Genomic DNA, 15,860 nt, shown 5'->3' on the forward strand with positions numbered 1-15,860 from the left:
TTCAGCCGGTTGTGCTTGGGTTCAGCGCTGGTAGCGGTCGAGGATGTGGGTGCCGTCCTCGGCCAGGCGCTTACGCAGCTCCGCTACGCCGAACGCGCCGTTGTAGTACTCCTGGTAGGCGGGGGTGGCGATCTTGTCCTTCCACTCCGGGTAGCCACGCACCCCCAGCACCGGGGAGGCGCGCAGACCGGCCGCGACGCCGACGCCGGTCTTCCAGCCGTACTTCACGGTGTTGAAGAACGGGTCTTTCAGCGCCGCGGTGCTGGTGGGCAGCATCCAGTCGCCGCGCGCCAGTCGCACCTGGTGGTCGGCCTGGCCGAGGAAGGCGATGAAGTCGACCGCCGCCTGCTTGTGCCTGCTGTCCTCGGAGACGGACAGGGTCTGCGGGGCCGTGCCCTGGATCGGCTTCCCCTCGCTGCTGGGCAGCGGCAGGACTGTCCAGTCGAAGCCCTTGGGGGCCTGCTGCTGTACCTGCTGGCGATAGGAGAAGTTGAGCGGGAGCATCGCGTAGCGGCTCGCGAAGAAGCCTGGCAGCGTGTCCGAACCCGACATGCCGAGGCCGTTCTTGGGCGCGGTTCCGTCCTTGTTGACCTGCCGGTTGATCATCTGTGCGACGGCCGATTCGGCGCTGTCGTAGCGGATCTCGTTCTTGCCGTCCGCGTTCTTGTAGAAGATCTCGCCGCCGGTGGACAGAGACAGGTTGACGGACTGGGTGACCGGCTCCTTCATGGACCAGGCCACGCCGTACTGGTCGGTCTTGCCGTCGTCGTTCTTGTCGCGTGTCAGCTTCTTGCCGACCTCCTCGAACTCGTCCCAGGTCCAGGGGTGCTCGACCGTGGGGATGCGCACCTTCGCCTGTTCGAGGAGTGTGGTGTTGGCGATGAGAACGCGGGGCTCCTGGAGGAACGGGACGCCGAACGTTCCCTTCTGGTACGCCGTCGTGTCCCACAGAGACTGCGGGATGTCCTCGCGCAGCGACGTCGGCAGGTAGTCGGTGAGGTCGGCGAGATAGCCGCCGTTCGCGAAGTCGGTGAGGTCGGCGGCGTCGTTGTGGATGATGTCGGGCGCCTCGCCGCCCTCGAAGGAGGTGAGGAGCTGGTCGTGGACGTTGTCCCAGTTCCCCTGTACGTACTTGACCTGGACATCGGGGTGGGTCGCGTTCCACTCCTTCACGAGCGCCTTGTTGGCGTCGACGGACTCCTTCTGCCAGGCCAGGCTCAGGAAATCAAGGGTGACTCGGCCGTCGGTGGAGTCCGGCTCCGAGCCGCCGCAGCCGGCGACCAGGGCCAGCGAGAGGGCGGCGGCGCAGGCGCTCAGCCTCTTCGTACGGTTAGGGATACGCATCAGCCCTTCACCGCCCCGCTGAGCATGCCGTCCACGAGCCGGCGCTGGAGCAGCGCGAAGAAGAGCAGGCTGGGGATGGTCGCGAGGACCGAGGCCGCTGCCAGCGGGCCCAGGTCCGCCGCGCCCTCGGCGCCGATGAAGTGGGTGAGGATCACGGACATCGTCTGGTTCTCCGGGGACTTGAGGAGCACGAGGGCGAAGAAGAATTCGTTCCAGGCGGTGACGAAGGAGAACATCAGCGTCGCCACCAGACCGGGCATGAGCATCGGCAGGACCACGCTGACCAGGGTGCGCAGCCGGCCCGCGCCGTCCATCGCCGCGGCCTCCTCCAGGGAGAGCGGCACCGACTTGACGTAGCCCTGGAGCATCCACAGCGAGAAGGGCAGGTTCCACACGACGTACACGATGATCAGGCCGAGGAGGCTGTCGATCATGTGCAGGTTCTTCAGAACGAGGAACAGCGGGATGATCACCAGGACGAACGGGAACATCTGGCTGACCAGGATCCAGACGGTACCGGCCTGGCTGACGCGCGACTTGTAGCGGACCATCACATACGCGGCCGGGACGGCGATCGACACCGAGATCACCGAGGCACTGACCGCCACCAGAAGGCTGTTGAGCGCCGAGTTGAGCAGCGGCTGCGCGTCGAAGGCGGCGCGGTAGTTGTCGAGGCTGGGGTGCTGAGGGAACCACGTCGGGTCAATGGAGCCCAGTTCCTGCGGCGACTTGAAGGACGTGGACAGCAGCCACAGGAGCGGGAAGGCCAGAAAGATCAGATAGCAGAGCAGGGCCAGGTACTGACCGGTGCGGCCCGCCGCGCGCAGGGCACGGACCTTGGGGAGAGCAGAAGTCACGCTCACGCCGCGTCCTCCTTCAGCTTCTTGCGCAGGAACAGGGTGAGCAGGACCGCGATCACGGCGACCATGACCAGGCCCATCGCGGCGGCGTAGCCGAACTGCCCGTACTTGAACGCCTCTTCGTACGCGAACAGCATCGGAAGCCGCGTCTGACCGCCCGGACCGCCTTGGGTCAGGACATACACCAGGCCGAACGAGTTGAAGTTCCAGATGAAGTTCAGGGCCGTGATGGCGAGGACGACCGGCTTGAGCGCGGGCCAGGTCACTGTCGTGAAGCGGCGCCAGACGCCGGCGCCGTCGAGCTGGGCAGCCTCACGCAGCTCGTGCGGAACATTCTGCAGACCGGCCAGGAGTACGACCGTGGTCTGTGGCATGCCCGCCCATACGCCGACCACGATGACCGCGGGCAGCGCGTAGGAGAGGTTGGCCAGCCAGTCGACGTTCTCGCTGATGAGGCCGAACTGGGAGAGCGTCTTGTTCAGGACCCCGGCGTCGGAGTGGTACACCAGGCGCCACATGATGCCGACGACGACCTCGGGCATCGCCCACGGCACGATGGCGAGGGTGCGGGCCAGCCAGCGGAAACGCAGGTTCTGGTTGAGCAGCAGCGCGAGTCCCATGGCCATGACGAACTGGAGCGCCGTCACGCACACCGCCCAGATCAGGCCGATGCGGAAGGACTCCCAGAACAACGAGTCGTGGCGCAGGTCGAGAAGGTTGTCCAGCCCGACGAACTGGGTGGCCGCCGTACGGCCCGTCTGCGCGTCGGTGAACGCGAGCGCGACACCGTAGAGCAGCGGCCCCGCGCTGAGGATCAGGATCGGGATCAGTGCGGGGAGCAGCAGGAACCAGGCGCCCCGGTCCAGGCCGAGCACCTGCTTGCGCTGTGCGGGTGTACGGGGCGGTGGGGTGCCGCGGCTGCCCGGGGCGGCTCCGGCCCGGGAGGCGGTGAGACTCATGCGAACCTCGTGCTCTTATTTGTCGGTCGCCGTGTGCGCGGTGGAGGCGCGTACGACGAGGCGGGGAGGGGCGGTGGTGGTGCGGGGAGGGGAGATCTCGGGGCCGTCGGACGCCTGGCCGAGTCGCTGGAGGAGGAATTCGGCGGCGTGCCGGCCGCGTGCGGTGGAGCCCAGATCGACGCTGGTGAGCGGGGGCCAGCCGGCCTGGGCAAGGAGGCTGTCGTCCATTCCCGCGACGGCGACGTCCTGGGGGATGCGCAGGCCCGCGGAGTGCAGGGTACGGGCGACACCGAGGGCCAGTTGGTCGTTGGCACAGAACACGGCATCGGGCCGGGAAGCGGGGTCGGCCAGCAGTTGCCCGGCCGCCTCGGCACCCGAATCAATACCGAAGTCGGTGTGCACGACGAGCGCGCTGTCGTAGCCGAGGCCGCACTGCGCCAGGGCGGCGCGGTACCCCTCGGCGCGGTTGCGGCCGGGCACCGTGTCGAAAGGGCCGTTGACGAACGCGATGCGTCGTCTGCCTGTTTCGTACAGATGCCGCACGGCCAGGATGGTGCCCGCGACGGAGTCGGCGCGCACACTGTCCACGGGTGCGCCGTCGGGCAGCGAACCGATGACGACGACCGGGCCGGCCGCGGTGCGCAGGGCTTCGATGTGTGCGTCCGTGATCCGGATGGGACAGATGATCAGACCGTCGCTCGTACGGTCGCCCAGGCTGCGCAGTACGGCGAGTTCGTCGTCGACCACGGCATCGGTGGAGTGCAGCAGCAACCGGTATCCGGCCGCCTTGGCGACGGACTGGATGGCACGGACCATCTCGACGTACACCGGGTTACCGATGTCCGGCATCGCGAACGTCAACTGCCGCGTCCTGCCGCCCTTGAGAGAACGCGCCACCGCGTTGGGCACATAGCCCAGCTCGGACGCGGCCCGCTCCACCCGCTCAACGGTCTCCCGCCGAGCGCCGAGACCGTTGAGAACACGGGAGACCGAGGCGATGGAGACCTCGGCACGCTCAGCGATCGACACGATCGTCGGCTGACCGCCGCCTGATGTCCTCGGCATCGTGGTATCCCCCTGTCGGCCGACTTCCCCATTGCTGTAAACGTTTCCCGCAGTTGGAAACGTTTACAGATGTTGCAAGCCCATTCCCTGGGCGTCAATGGGAAGTTAATGTGACACATCTCATGTCGAGGTCGCGCGACGTCGACCCGGCGCGGGGGCCGATGGTGAAGGAGGGGCACCCCGACCGGGCACGTGGGCGCCTGGCTCAGACACGCGGTCCGCGTCTATGTGTGGAACATGCCGAACTGCGCGATGTGCTGTACGGCCACACTTCGATCAACGCCACGACGGAGATTCAGGTCAGCCCTGAGAACGCGCATGTCGAAGCGTTCCGGCGACTCATCACCGAGCGTCCGCCGCCGGCGGACGCCCCGAACCCCGCCATGGCGGCGAATCTGATCTACAGCACCTGGTACGGCGCCACCCATGCGCTGGTGCATCACGAAGCCGAGGACATCGACCGGTTGGCCGATGAGCTCATCGCCGACATCACCGACCTGGCACATCGCTACTTGCGCACTGAGACCTGAGCTGGGCTGGGCTGGGCCGGGCTGCGCTGCGCTGCCGGCGACTTTGTGTGCGGATCGCCGGCAGCGCAGTGGCGCGGTGACTCATGTCGCCGGTCAGCGACTCACATCGGCGATACGCCAGTGACGTGCCCGCTCGTACTGTGTGCTCACACGCGCGAACGCCCCACCCGTGAGCAGCAGTTCCGCCCGTATGCCGGTCTCCACGACCCGGCCGTCGTCGAGCGAGACCACATGATCCGCGGCGGCCAGGGTGGCGGGGCGATGGGCGATCACAATCACCGTCCGGTCGGGGTCGGCGCCGAGGTTCACCCCTGCCCTGCGGGCGGCCGGGCGTGGAATGCACGAGCTTGATGCCGAGTTTCGCGCAGGCCCGCAGCAGCCACGAGTCCACGAACGCGCTGCCGTTGTCGACATAGACCAGACGCGGGACACCGCGCGAGGCGAGAGCCGGCCGCAGAGCGGCGGCCAGGCGGACGGTGTCCTCCGAGAAGCCCCACCGGTGGCCGACCACGGCCCGCGAGTGATCGTCGATGAACGCGAACAGGTACGTTTTCCTGCCCTCGACCATCGGCCCGTGCAGGGCGTCCCCGGTCCAGAGTTCGTTGGGCCCCTCGGCCTCGAACCGGCCGAAGACGGCGGGCGAGGCCGGGGCCCGCAAGGCGGTCAGACCCTCACGGACGATCATGCGCTGGATGGTGCGCTCGTCCGGGGCCCAGCCTGCCGGAGATCCCGGCTCCACGCCGGTCACGCCCCGTACGACGAAGGAGATCACCATGGCCCATCCAGCCGCCCCCAGCCAGTTCGAGGACCACCTGGTCTGGGCGTTCCTGCACACCTTCCTCCACTTCCGACTGATCCACTCAGCCGTCGACGGGCCCGAGGGACAACGGTTCGTCCAGATAGTCGCCGACGGACGGATCCATCACCTGACCGACACCCAGGACGCCTTCGACTTCGTCCTCGACATCCTGGAGATCATTCACGAAGGACAGGAGGACGGACGGTGACGAACCCGAGCCCCTCCACACCCGAACCTAGCGCTGACCCCAACTCGGTCCCAGGAGGAGCAAGTTATCGCGTGAGCATTGCTGCCGATGGCAGCAATGCTCACGCATCTCCCGCCCCGGGAGTGGCGGGAGACGGCCGGCGCCAGGGGGCGCCGACCGGTCCGCATGGGGCCGAGGGCGGCCCGCATCCGGAACAACAGGAGGAGCAGCACAAGTGCCGTCGTTCGTCGTGTGAGCACGCTTGCGCCGCGCCGTTGAAGCCGCGTGTGAAGCAGCGTGAGCGTCTGCGTGACGACGACAAGCGCATGCACCAGCCGAGCTGCCGCATGAACGACACCGAGTACCAGCGTCTCGCCCGTGGCGCTGCCGCCTGCGGTATGAGCATCGCCGCCTTCCTCGCCCGCGCCGGCCTCAACGCCGCCCGTGATCTCGACCGGACCGCTGCCGAGGTGGCCGGTGAACGCGAAGTGGTGAGCGAGCTGTTCGCGCTGCGCCGGCATCTCGGCCAGATCGGCAACAACCTCAACCAGGTCGCCAAGGCCGCCCACTCCGGCGCCGACGCACCCCACGCCACAGCTGTTCTCGACGCCGTCGAACGCGCCGCCCAGCGGGTCGACGCCTTGACCCAGCACTACCTCAGCAACGAGAACCGGTCCGGATGATTCCCCGTGTCCACAAGCGCGGCAGCCGCACCGTCGGCCTGATCTTCTACCTGTACGAGCCCGGCAGGTGCGAGGAGCACACCGACCCGCATCTCGTCGCGGCCTGGGACGCCTTCGCCCCCGACCCCGGCCGGCACCCGGACGCCACCTACGACGACCTCGCTCGGCTCCTGGACCAGCCCGTCGACGCCCTTTCCCGATCACGCCGCCCCGAACAGCACGTGTGGCACCTGTCCGCACGCAACAGCACCGAGGACCCGCTGCTCACCGACGAGCAGTGGGCCGACATCGCCCGCCGCATGGTCGCCGCCACCGGCATCGCCCCCACCGGCGACGACACCGCCTGTCGGTGGGCCGCCGTACGCCACGCGGACGACCACATCCACATCGTCGCCACCCTCGTCCGCGAAGACGGCCGCAGACCACGGCAGAACAACGACGCCGCCCGCGCCCAGGCCGAAGCCCGCCTCCTCGAAGCCGAGTACGGCCTGCGACAGCTCAACCCCGGCGACGGCACCGCCGCGAAACGCCCCACCAGCGCGGAGCGCCACAAAGCCGCACGCGAGAACCGCCCCCAGACCCCACGCGAGGAACTCCGCGAAACCGTCCGCCACGCGGCAGCCGGCACCATGAACGAGACCGAGTTCTTCACCCGCCTCGCCGCCGCCGGCCTGCTGGTCCGCCAACGTGTCGCGCCCTCCGGCGACCTCCTCGGCTACAAGGTCGCCCTCCCCGACGACCGCAACCACGACGGTGGACCCGTCTTCTACGCCGGCTCCACCCTCGCCCCCGACCTCTCCCTCACCAGAATCCGCAAACGCTGGACCAACAGCGGTCCACAGCCGGAACGTGACCCCGACGTGTCCGCAGGTCCCCGGTGGCCGGGGCCGGCGGGCGCCAGGCGGCGGGCGAGCACCGCCATGTGGCAGGCCCTGCTGGTCATCGACCACGGCACCGACGAGCAGATCGCCGCCCGAATCACCGGGGCGGGGGAAGTCCTGGACGCGCTCGCCACCACATCCGCCGCCGCCACGAGAAACGAACTGCGCCAAGCGGCCTTCCTGTTCGAGCGCGCCACCCGCTCCCACACCCAAGCCGAACGCGGACACGACCGGGCGCTCCGCCAGGCCGCACGCGACCTCGTCCGCAGCGGACCAGCCCTCGGACACGGGGAGGACGGAGCGAACCACCGCCATGGTGATCGACATGGCGTTCTTCCTCATCACCGCCGCCGCCCACTGGCACGCCCGCAAGAACCACGCCCAACAGGCCGCCGCCGCCCGCCAGACCGCCCAGCACCTGCGCACCGCCTACCAGGCCGCCGCCCGCCATCCCATGGCCGTCCTCCACCAACAAGGCCAACACCTCACCCAACCCCGGCTCCAGCGACAGACCGCGCACCTACACGCGGCGGTACCGGAGCTGGCCGAGCAGATCCTCAACGAACCCGGCTGGCCCGCCCTCGCCGCCACCCTCACCGACGCCGAAGCCGCCGGACACGACCCGGCCACGCTGCTCGCCAAAGCCACCAGGCGCCGGGAGCTTCACACCGCCGACTCCGTCAGCGACGTACTCGTGTGGCGGCTGCGCCGCCTCGCCGACCCTGAGCAGGTATCCGTCACCGGGACCACCCCGGCACCGGCACGGGCGCTCGCGGGCCGCCGGACCGGGGCTCGTACGCACCAATCACGCCGACGGTGAGGACTAGAGAACTTGTGGGTTGCAGCCGCCGAGCCGCTTGGGCCCAGCTCGGCTCCGACGCCGCATCGGGCGGCGGTCTGGACTTTCCCCGCAGCGCGAAGGCCGCCTTCACCTACAACGGCAACAGCGGAGTGGCCAATGAGCTGTACAGCGGAGCCCGCCCGATGGGCTAGCTAGGAGTCTCCAGAACCTCGATCGCATCCGTACAGAGGCGTGCACGATCATGTCCGCCAGCACGCCAAGAGGCTCCATGTCGATGATGACCGCCCCCAGCGCCCCGCCGCTTCCGACGGGCGAGATCGGGGGACGCGACGGAGGCGGCGGTCAGCGGCCGAGCGCCTTGCGCAACTGGTCCTTGTTCATGGAGGAGCGTCCGTCGACGTTGCGCTTCTTGGCCTCCTCGTACAGCTGGTCGCGGGTCGGTCCCCCGGAGCCCCTGTGCGAGCGCTCGCCGCCGCGCTGCGACGCGGACTTCTTGTCACGAGTGGAGACCCTGCTCGCGGTCCTGGACTCGCCGGAGCGGGCCCGTTCCTTGTTCACCGTCCGGGCAGCGATCTCCTTCGCCCGGACGGTGGAGGTGCCGCGCTTCTCGGCGCCCTCCTTGATGTGCTCGTACTGACGCTCCCGCTTGGGGCTCGATCCAGTCGGCATGCTGTTCATCCTCCTCGTACGGCCGGGACGTCCCGGCCGCTGTCGCCTCCGGGCCTTACTGTCCGTCTCAGCGTGATGGCCTCGTCCCGCGCCCGCATCCTCAGGGAACGGGACGGTGGGCCGGCTGTGTCGCCGCGTCCCCGTCGGGCCGGGGACGAAACACCCGTTGTCGGCGGCGGGGTTCGTCGGGCTCGGCTCGGGCAGCATGCGAAGAGTGAATCCGGGCGGCCACGCCGTTCTCGCGACGCCACGCGGGTGCTGCCGTCCATGCCGAAGGGCGGAAGCATCATCAACTCCGCCTCCGTGCAGGCGTACAAGCCCAGTCCCCATCTGCTGGAGTACGCCATGACCAACGGCGCGATCGTCACCTTCACCCAAGGACTCGCGCAGATGGTGGCCAAGGACGGCATCCGGGTCAACGCCGTGGCGCCCGTCCCGGTCTGGACCCCGCTGATCCCCGCGACGATGCCCGACACAGCCGAGTTCGGGAAGCAGTCCCCCTCGGACGGCCAGCCCAGCCCGCCGACATGGCACCCGCGTACGTCTTCCTCGCGTCCCCGCAGGCCAGCTACATCACCGCCGAGATCGTCAACGCGACCTGCGGCACACCCCTCCCGTGACCAGCACGTCTGACGGCAGGACCAGCAGGCAGCTCAGCAGGAAGAGGGAAGACATCGGACCATGACAGGCAATCACTCGTACCTCAGGGCGATCGCGATCGACTGCCATGCCCCGGAACGGCTAGCCGTCTTCTGGTCGCGACTCCTCGGCAGCGCGATCGCGTCCTACCAGGCCGGTACGTCTGGCTCACACCGGGCGACGGACCGCTTCTGGGCTTTCAACGAGTCGAGGAACCCACGCCGGGCAAGAACCACACGCACGTGGACCTGACCTTCCCGGACCCGGCCGCCGAGCGGCGACGTACCGAGGCCCTGGGGGGCCGATGGCTCGAGGAGTACGCCGAAAGCGGCTTTCTTGTGATGGCCGATCCCGAGGGCAACGAGTTCTGCGTCATCCCTCGGGGTTCGGTGGGACTCAACGCGCAGGGCCGCGCGCACTACCTCGACCGCTGATCCGGCACGGCGTTACCGGTCCTTCACCGCGTTTCGTGCGAGAGCAGGTTTCCGAGTGGGCCGAGGTCCAGGTTGAGGTCTTCGCGGCGCAGGCCGTGCAGTTCGCAGAGTTCCGTCATGCGCTCGTCAAGGAGCATCAGGGTGGTTCCCACGCGCTCTTCCTGTTCCTCCGTCAGCTCTCCCGTGTCGAAGCGGCGAATCGCCTGGCGTTCCATCAGCTGTCTGAGGAGTTCCACGACGGTCAGCACCAGAGAGGCCAGGTCGCGGCCCGCGTTGTGCGGATCGATGTCCACGCGTGTGTCGCTCACAGGGGCCCGCTGTCGGCCCACGGCGCGGGAACGCGCTCGCTGACGGATGCCAGCAGAGCGTGCAGGGAGAGGCGGACCAGCGGGACATCCGCGATGGCGATCACGAGATCTCCGCTGATGACGACGCCGGTACCGAGCACCCTGTCGAGCAGGTCGACCAGGGGGACGCCGATGGGGGCCGTGGCTTCCGGGCCCTGCCACGGAACGGGGTTACGAGTGCCCTGCAAGGTCTCCTCCGTCGGTGAACGAGTACGGGGCCCAGGGCCCGGTGACGTCGATCTCGATGCCGTCGAAATCCGGGGACGCGCGGAGGCGCCCGATCGTGGCCGCCAGTTCCTCGATCCTGTCGTCGGCGATCAGATAGGCCATGTTCATGATCTGCGTGCGGTCCTTACCGGTCACCTCGGGTCCGTGCGGCCGGCGCGGGACCATGGCGACCGCCAGTTCCCGTACCGCCCGGTCCACCCGCTCGGCCGCGGCCACCGCGCTCTCCCGGTGCTGCTCGCGCAGGTCCTGGCGGCTGCGCAGGCGATCCAGGTAGGCACGGCCCGAGACGGCTCCGGGGCCGGCCCCACGGCCCGGGGCGGGGGTCTGACGGGTGTCGGACGCGACGGACCGGGCCGTCGTGGCGGACTGTGTCAGGTAGACCTTCACGGCCCATTCGGCCCGGCCGGTGATGCGCTCCAGCGCCAGCCGAAAGCTCTCCCGGTTCTCCTCGATGGCCGTGCGCGCCCGTTCGTCGCCGAGGTAGAGGGTGGCCAGTGGCATCGGTACGGCGGGGCCGTCCGCGGCGGCGGCGGTGACGACGCCGTGGTGGGCGCGTGCGCAGCGTTCGAGTTCGGCGGCGTCGCCGAGCCGTTCGCGCAGGGCCGCTTCGGAGAACTCCGCCGGCGGCACGTCCTGAACCACGGCGCACAGCGAACCGACCGTCAGCAGGCGCAGCGGCCCGCCACCGGCATGTCCCTGAGCGGCGGAGGGGGACGCGGGGTGGTCCGATCGGCAGACGGCGAAGACGTACGTGGCGCAGGAGCCGACGCCCTCGGCCGATGGCGAGATGCGCGGGGCGGAGATGTGCGAGGTGGAGTTCATCAGCGGCGCAGTTCCCTTCCGCCGCTGGCCCGCCGGATGCTGTCCGGCTCCTGGGCGTCGTCGCCCTCCAGCGCCTCGATCCGCTCGCGCAGCCGCTGATTCTCCTCGTACAGAGCGTCGTGTGCGGCTCGCGACGACAGCGCGGGATCGGTCTCCCACCAGTCGATGCCCGCCTTCTTCGCTGTCTCCACGGACGAGATGAACAGCCGCAGGCGAATGGTCAGCAGCTCGATGTCCAGCAGGTCGATCTTGATGTCACCGGCGATGACGATGCCTTTGTCCAGCACCCGCTCCAGGATCTCGGCCAGGTTGGCCGTGGCGGGCGGATGCGACCGGGACTCCGTCGTCCAGCTGTCCAGTTCGCTCACGGTCTCACTCCAGGTAGCGGGGATTTCCTGTCGAGAATGTCCAGCAGCCGTTCCTCCTCGCGCTCGAAGCGCGCGAGGTCGATCTCACCGTCGTCCAGTGAGCGGTTCAGCTCGGCGAGCTGCACGCGGATCACCGCCGGGTCGTAGAGCTCCGCCTCCGCCGCGTCGATGAGACGGTCGGAGACCCAGACCACGCCGCGTACGGGTGCCAGGGGAAGGAGGAGCACACCGGAGAGCAGACCCATGTCAGGCCCTGGCCGGGACGGGTTCCGGAGCCACGAAGCTGTAGCACGGCAGCGGGCCTGTCACCCGCAGTTCGAGGCGGTCCCGATGGTCTGCGGCGAACCGCTCGGCGACGCCTCGGAAACGTCCTTCCTCGCGGCGGGGTACGAGGAAGGACACGTTCAGGACGCAGCCCTCCACGTCCGGACCCGGACGCATGTCGTCGGCGATCCCCCCGATCCCCGCGATCCCGGCGAATTCGGCCGGCAGCCTGGCCGCCGCCGCCGCGGCCCTGCGCCGCAAGCCTGCCGCGACGGCCTCGCCGAGCCGTACGTTGGCCTCGTAACTGGGGTGACGGCGCGTCTCCTCGCGAATCCGCCGGACCACCGGGTCCTCACGGATCAGCGCGGCCAGATTGTCCTGCACCGGAGTGATCTTGATGTTCATCTCGACGCGGGAGTCCAGCCGCTCCAGAACCGCGGCGTGCTCACTGTGGTGTGCGGCGACGCCCGCCAGCACCGTGGCCTCGTCCGGTGCCACCATGCCGAAACGCATCGGCAGCACGGGCCCGGCTTCTGCCAGCGTCATCAGGAGGCCCTGATGTGCCATCAGGTCACGTCTCCGGGCTCTGAGTCCCGGGTACGCGGCGCTGACCACGACAGCGAGATCATCGGCCGGCAGCAGCCGTACCGGTGTCGGCGGCTCGCCGACGCCGGCGGTACCGGCGGAGAGCGGATGGGAGCGGCCCACGATGCCGTACACGTAAATGCCTGGAGCGGTCATGCGTCAGTCCTCATCCCGGTGGCGGCGCGTTCGTTCGCTTCCGGCGCTCCTGGAGCGCGCCGACTTGGACCTGCGCGGGCGCTCCTCCTCCAGTTCGTCCTCGTCCTCCTCGTCGTCCCCGCCAGCACCCACGGCCTTCTTGACCTTGTCGCCCACGGAATGCGCGGCCTTCTTCGCCCCGGCCTTGCCGACGCTCTTGGTCATGCCGCCGCCGAACAGCTCGGGCACTGTCCGGCTGGCCGAATCGTTCTCCAGGTCCAGCCGATTGCATGCTTCGGCGAACCGCAGATAGGTGTCCACACTGGCGACGACGATCCGTGCGTCGATCTTCAGGATCTCGATGCCGACCAGCGACACCCGCACGAAGATGTCGATGACCATGCCGCGGTCGAGAATGAGTTCCAGGACGTCGTAGAGGGTGCCGGCGCGCGGCACCCGGACAACCTCCTCACTGTATGCACTCAAGGAATGACCGTTTCTCGGGAAGGGGCTCCGGTGCTCGGCGCTCACGTGTCCGCCTGACCACGGCGGTAGCGACGGACTCTGCGGTACTGCAGCAGCGACCCGTCCTCATCGATGTCCACTTCGTACGTGGCGAGCAGGCTGGTGGTGTCGGGGATGCGCGGGAGTTCCAGGACATCGACGTCGATGTGCCACCCGTCGTCGCTCCGCGAGACGGCGGAGACGCCTTCGGCCCGGTGTCTGATCAGCTTCTGGAGGCTCTGACACGCCCTCTCGGCCGCCTCCTCCGCTCCCCTCAGGTGCTCCTTGCCCGCGGAGGTACGGGTGGATCGGGAGGTCCGGGCCTTGCCGGCACGCTGCTCTGGCATGTTCCCCAGCCTGCCGGGAACGAGGCCCCTCCGCACGTGGTGATGGACCGAATGTGCTGCCACCGCGAACCACACGAATGGCGGCTTGCCGAAGGCCGGAGCAGACTGGATTGAGAGAGCGCGCACCGCGATGCCGGCCAGCGCCCGGGACACCACCGCCTTGCCACTCGCAGACACTTCTCGCTCTTATTGGAGGATCTCTGATGGCCAGCACCGATACACGCCCCGGCACCTCTCACGGCACGAGCAGCGACGGTGGAGGTCCGCGTGGCACGACCACCATCGCCGACAACGTCGTCGCCACCATCGCGGGCATCGCGGTCCGTGAGACCGACGGAATCTACGCGCTGGGCGGCAGCGCTTCGCGGGCACTGGGATCAGTACGGGACAGGGTAGCCAAATCGTCCGACCCCAGCCGGGGGGTCAAGGTCGAAGTCGGCGAGGTCCAGGCCGCGGTCGACGTGGACGTCATCGTGGAGTACGGCGAACCCATCGCGGACAACGCGAAAGAGATCCGGACGCGCGTGACGGACGCGGTGGGGAAGATGACGGGTCTGGAAGTCGTCGAGATCAACATCAACGTGCTTGACGTACATCTGCCCGGATCGGACGACGACGAAAGCAACGACGAAAGCAGTGACCGCCGGAGCGAACGGGTCCGGTAACGCCGAGAAGCCGTCGGCTCCCATCGCCCGAATAGGCATGTGTCCCATTCCCCAAGCATTGCGAGGCACCCATGGAGGACAGTAAGAAAGTCTGTGTGGCCGCCGCTGTGGCGGCGGGCTACGTCCTTGGCCGGACCAAGAAGGGGAAGCTTGCCCTTGGCCTCGCTGCTCTCGTGGCGGGACAGCAAATACCCATGAATCCACGGGAGTTGGTCATCCTGACCGCTCGCAAGCTGGCGGACAACCCAACGGTGGCGCCGCTGGTGGAGCAGGCGCGGGGCGAGGTGCTGGGCGCCGGGCGCTCGGCGCTGTCCGCGACAGCCAACCGTCGCCTCGAAGCTGTCGCCGACGCACTTCAGCAGCGGACGGAGGCGCTGCTGGAAGCGCCGCTCGAAGCCGACGAAGAAGAGGAAGAAGAAGAAACGCCCGAAGAACATCCCGAGGAAGACGAGGAAGAAGAGGAGGAAGAAGAGAAACGCCCTCGCCGCCGGTCCGCGAAAAGCCCGCCGGCGAAGAAGGCACCCGCCAAGAAAACCGCGGCAAAGAAGGCGCCCGCTAAGAAGAAGGCGGCGAAGAAGCCGCCGCCGCCGAAGAAGGCTCCTGCGAAGAAGTCCGCGAACCGCGACAGCCGGAGGAGGTAAGTCTCATGGCCAAGCAAGACGACAACCCCACGAACACGAGCACGTCCGGCCTGGAGCGGGTCAAGGAGCAACTGTCCGCCTACGTCGGGGCCCAGGGACAGCGGCTGCTGGATTCCGCCGGCGGGAAGCTCACCGACCTCTCGCAGGGCCTCGGGGACGGCGCCGGTGGAGACGGCACCGGTGGCCTCCTGGACGTCGGAAAGCGGGTGCTTGGTGGCGAGAATCCGGCCAAGGCTCTCGTAGGTGAGAAGGCCGGCTCGATGAAGGACAAGGCCGTGGATTCGGTCAAGAGCGCCTTCGGCGGCGGGGGCGGAAAATCAGGCAACACCAAGGTGACCAACATCGTGGAAGCCATCGACGTGGGCAAACCCCTGCGCACGGTCTACGACCGCTGGACGGAGATCGAGGAGTTCAACTCCTTCACCAAGGGTGTCACCAACGTGTCCCAGTCGGACGAGATCGAGAGCGACTGGCAACTCAAGGTCGCGTTCTCCAACCGCAGTTGGAAGGCCACGGTGCAGGAGCAGGTCCCCGACGACCGCATCGTCTGGACGTCCGAGGGCGCCCAGGGTACGACGCACGGCGCCATCACCTTCCACGAACTGGCCCCGACCCTGACCCGCATCGTCGCTGTCGTCGAGTACACCCCGTCCGGATTCTTCGAGAAGACCGGCAACATCTGGCGGGCCCAGGGACGCCGACTGCGCCTGGACCTCAAGCACTTCCAGCGGTACGCCACGCTCACCGACGACGAGGACGTCGAGGGCTGGCGCGGTGAGATCCGCGACGGGGAAGTCGTTCGGAGCCATGAGGAGGGGCTGGAGGACGACGAACCGGAAGACGAGCCCGAAGAGGACAACGAGGAGGAGCCCGAGGAGGAAGCCGACGACGAATACGAATACGAGGACGAGGACGAGGAGCCCGAAGGGGAGGAAGAAGAGGAAGAGGAAAGGTGAAGTACCTCATCGTGACGAGGTTCTAATAAGGGCTGTCCCGTAATCGATCTCCGGCCTCAGTGCTACTGAACTTGATTGGGTGATGTCGGGCCGTTCGCCTGACATCGACTGAGTCGGGTCGGTAGCTGTGGGGTGTGAGATACGCG

Annotated in this window: 23 protein-coding genes and 3 pseudogenes; 11 read left to right on the forward strand and 15 right to left on the reverse strand. The window is 68.3% G+C overall.

Annotated features, from left to right (window positions below):
- Positions 1 to 21: 21 nt before the first annotated feature.
- Genes OG700_RS02720 through OG700_RS02735 form a run of 4 tightly spaced genes read right to left on the reverse strand, consistent with a single transcriptional unit; the run spans position 22 to position 4,228 of the window.
- Positions 22 to 1,344 carry an ABC transporter substrate-binding protein gene (locus OG700_RS02720; protein ID WP_405608286.1) on the reverse strand — a complete coding sequence of 441 codons (1,323 nt, stop codon included), beginning with the start codon at positions 1,342 to 1,344 and terminating at the stop codon, positions 22 to 24.
- The gene (locus OG700_RS02725) at positions 1,344 to 2,207 is read right to left on the reverse strand and encodes a carbohydrate ABC transporter permease (protein WP_405608289.1); all 864 of its coding nucleotides are present in this window, start codon (positions 2,205 to 2,207) and stop codon (positions 1,344 to 1,346) included. The genes OG700_RS02720 and OG700_RS02725 overlap by 1 nt, the downstream gene beginning before the upstream one ends.
- The gene (locus OG700_RS02730) at positions 2,204 to 3,163 is read right to left on the reverse strand and encodes a carbohydrate ABC transporter permease (RefSeq protein ID WP_405608292.1); all 960 of its coding nucleotides are present in this window, start codon (positions 3,161 to 3,163) and stop codon (positions 2,204 to 2,206) included. Before OG700_RS02730 ends, OG700_RS02725 begins: the two co-directional genes overlap by 4 nt.
- Before the next feature lie 15 nt (positions 3,164 to 3,178).
- Positions 3,179 to 4,228: a LacI family DNA-binding transcriptional regulator gene (locus OG700_RS02735; RefSeq protein ID WP_405608295.1), complete on the reverse strand. Its 1,050-nt coding sequence runs from the start codon at positions 4,226 to 4,228 to the stop codon at positions 3,179 to 3,181.
- Positions 4,229 to 4,458: 230 nt separating this feature from the next.
- Here OG700_RS02735 and OG700_RS02740 point away from each other — a divergent pair, with 230 nt between their 5' ends.
- Positions 4,459 to 4,758: a hypothetical protein gene (locus OG700_RS02740; RefSeq protein ID WP_405608298.1), complete on the forward strand. Its 300-nt coding sequence runs from the start codon at positions 4,459 to 4,461 to the stop codon at positions 4,756 to 4,758.
- Between the two features lie 93 nt (positions 4,759 to 4,851).
- On the opposite strand, the gene OG700_RS02745 is transcribed toward OG700_RS02740, so the two are convergent.
- Both OG700_RS02745 and OG700_RS02750 read right to left on the reverse strand, forming a co-directional pair.
- Positions 4,852 to 5,067 (reverse strand): hypothetical protein, encoded by a 216-nt coding sequence (locus OG700_RS02745; protein ID WP_405622252.1) that lies wholly within the window; start codon positions 5,065 to 5,067, stop codon positions 4,852 to 4,854.
- 70 nt (positions 5,068 to 5,137) lie between these two features.
- Positions 5,138 to 5,533: pseudogene (locus OG700_RS02750) on the reverse strand (DDE-type integrase/transposase/recombinase); the annotation flags it as partial.
- Between OG700_RS02750 and OG700_RS02755 the strand changes: the two are divergent.
- The 4 genes and pseudogenes from OG700_RS02755 (at position 5,532) to OG700_RS02770 (ending at position 8,301) form a co-directional block, all read left to right on the forward strand.
- Positions 5,532 to 5,765 (forward strand): hypothetical protein, encoded by a 234-nt coding sequence (locus OG700_RS02755; protein WP_405608301.1) that lies wholly within the window; start codon positions 5,532 to 5,534, stop codon positions 5,763 to 5,765. The pseudogene OG700_RS02750 and the gene OG700_RS02755 sit on opposite strands and share 2 nt — an antisense overlap.
- 266 nt (positions 5,766 to 6,031) lie before the next feature.
- Positions 6,032 to 6,427 carry a plasmid mobilization protein gene (locus OG700_RS02760; protein ID WP_405608304.1) on the forward strand — a complete coding sequence of 132 codons (396 nt, stop codon included), beginning with the start codon at positions 6,032 to 6,034 and terminating at the stop codon, positions 6,425 to 6,427.
- A pseudogene (locus OG700_RS02765) lies at positions 6,424 to 8,128 on the forward strand (relaxase/mobilization nuclease domain-containing protein). The gene OG700_RS02760 and the pseudogene OG700_RS02765 overlap by 4 nt, the downstream one beginning before the upstream one ends.
- Before the next feature lie 14 nt (positions 8,129 to 8,142).
- Positions 8,143 to 8,301: a hypothetical protein gene (locus OG700_RS02770; protein ID WP_405608307.1), complete on the forward strand. Its 159-nt coding sequence runs from the start codon at positions 8,143 to 8,145 to the stop codon at positions 8,299 to 8,301.
- 151 nt (positions 8,302 to 8,452) lie between these two features.
- On the opposite strand, the gene OG700_RS02775 is transcribed toward OG700_RS02770, so the two are convergent.
- The gene (locus OG700_RS02775) at positions 8,453 to 8,779 is read right to left on the reverse strand and encodes a plasmid stabilization protein (RefSeq protein WP_405608310.1); all 327 of its coding nucleotides are present in this window, start codon (positions 8,777 to 8,779) and stop codon (positions 8,453 to 8,455) included.
- 267 nt (positions 8,780 to 9,046) lie between these two features.
- Here OG700_RS02775 and OG700_RS02780 point away from each other — a divergent pair.
- The 3 genes and pseudogenes from OG700_RS02780 to OG700_RS02790 all read left to right on the forward strand — a co-directional run bounded on the left by OG700_RS02780 (position 9,047) and on the right by OG700_RS02790 (position 9,852).
- Positions 9,047 to 9,399, forward strand: a pseudogene (locus tag OG700_RS02780) (SDR family oxidoreductase).
- Between the two features lie 61 nt (positions 9,400 to 9,460).
- On the forward strand, positions 9,461 to 9,670 hold the full coding sequence (locus OG700_RS02785; protein WP_405608313.1) for a VOC family protein: 210 nt from the start codon (positions 9,461 to 9,463) through the stop codon (positions 9,668 to 9,670).
- Complete coding sequence (locus OG700_RS02790) at positions 9,610 to 9,852, forward strand: VOC family protein (protein ID WP_405621390.1); 243 nt, start codon at positions 9,610 to 9,612, stop codon at positions 9,850 to 9,852. Before OG700_RS02785 ends, OG700_RS02790 begins: the two co-directional genes overlap by 61 nt.
- Positions 9,853 to 9,875: 23 nt before the next feature.
- Here the strand turns inward: OG700_RS02790 and OG700_RS02795 are convergent, their stop codons facing one another.
- From OG700_RS02795 to OG700_RS02830, 8 genes are read right to left on the reverse strand one after another with little or no spacing between them, the layout of a single operon-like run.
- A complete protein-coding gene (locus OG700_RS02795; protein WP_329077131.1) occupies positions 9,876 to 10,160 on the reverse strand; it encodes a gas vesicle protein K in 285 nt (94 codons plus the stop codon).
- Positions 10,157 to 10,387: a gas vesicle protein gene (locus OG700_RS02800; protein WP_023536998.1), complete on the reverse strand. Its 231-nt coding sequence runs from the start codon at positions 10,385 to 10,387 to the stop codon at positions 10,157 to 10,159. Before OG700_RS02800 ends, OG700_RS02795 begins: the two co-directional genes overlap by 4 nt.
- On the reverse strand, positions 10,371 to 11,249 hold the full coding sequence (locus OG700_RS02805; protein WP_405608317.1) for a GvpL/GvpF family gas vesicle protein: 879 nt from the start codon (positions 11,247 to 11,249) through the stop codon (positions 10,371 to 10,373). Before OG700_RS02805 ends, OG700_RS02800 begins: the two co-directional genes overlap by 17 nt.
- A complete protein-coding gene (locus OG700_RS02810; protein WP_405608320.1) occupies positions 11,249 to 11,617 on the reverse strand; it encodes a gas vesicle protein in 369 nt (122 codons plus the stop codon). The genes OG700_RS02805 and OG700_RS02810 overlap by 1 nt, the downstream gene beginning before the upstream one ends.
- Positions 11,614 to 11,862: a gas vesicle protein GvpG gene (locus OG700_RS02815; protein ID WP_405608323.1), complete on the reverse strand. Its 249-nt coding sequence runs from the start codon at positions 11,860 to 11,862 to the stop codon at positions 11,614 to 11,616. The genes OG700_RS02810 and OG700_RS02815 overlap by 4 nt, the downstream gene beginning before the upstream one ends.
- Before the next feature lies 1 nt (position 11,863).
- Positions 11,864 to 12,622: a GvpL/GvpF family gas vesicle protein gene (locus OG700_RS02820; RefSeq protein ID WP_405608326.1), complete on the reverse strand. Its 759-nt coding sequence runs from the start codon at positions 12,620 to 12,622 to the stop codon at positions 11,864 to 11,866.
- A gap of 3 nt (positions 12,623 to 12,625) precedes the next feature.
- Positions 12,626 to 13,087, reverse strand: coding sequence for a gas vesicle protein GvpJ (gene gvpJ / locus OG700_RS02825; protein WP_405608329.1), 462 nt, complete (start codon positions 13,085 to 13,087; stop codon positions 12,626 to 12,628).
- A gap of 41 nt (positions 13,088 to 13,128) precedes the next feature.
- Positions 13,129 to 13,452, reverse strand: coding sequence for a gas vesicle protein (locus OG700_RS02830; protein WP_329077137.1), 324 nt, complete (start codon positions 13,450 to 13,452; stop codon positions 13,129 to 13,131).
- Between the two features lie 203 nt (positions 13,453 to 13,655).
- On the opposite strand from OG700_RS02830, the gene OG700_RS02835 reads away from it, so the two are divergent.
- The 3 genes from OG700_RS02835 (at position 13,656) to OG700_RS02845 (ending at position 15,714) form a co-directional block, all read left to right on the forward strand.
- Complete coding sequence (locus tag OG700_RS02835; protein WP_405608332.1) at positions 13,656 to 14,117, forward strand: Asp23/Gls24 family envelope stress response protein; 462 nt, start codon at positions 13,656 to 13,658, stop codon at positions 14,115 to 14,117.
- Positions 14,118 to 14,188: 71 nt separating this feature from the next.
- Positions 14,189 to 14,758: a hypothetical protein gene (locus OG700_RS02840; RefSeq protein ID WP_405608335.1), complete on the forward strand. Its 570-nt coding sequence runs from the start codon at positions 14,189 to 14,191 to the stop codon at positions 14,756 to 14,758.
- Positions 14,759 to 14,763: 5 nt separating this feature from the next.
- A complete protein-coding gene (locus tag OG700_RS02845) occupies positions 14,764 to 15,714 on the forward strand; it encodes an SRPBCC family protein (protein WP_405608338.1) in 951 nt (316 codons plus the stop codon).
- Positions 15,715 to 15,860 lie beyond the last annotated feature (146 nt).

Origin of the sequence: Streptomyces sp. NBC_01508 (assembly GCF_045040315.1) — a bacterium.
In the GTDB taxonomy this organism is placed as follows: domain Bacteria; phylum Actinomycetota; class Actinomycetes; order Streptomycetales; family Streptomycetaceae; genus Streptomyces.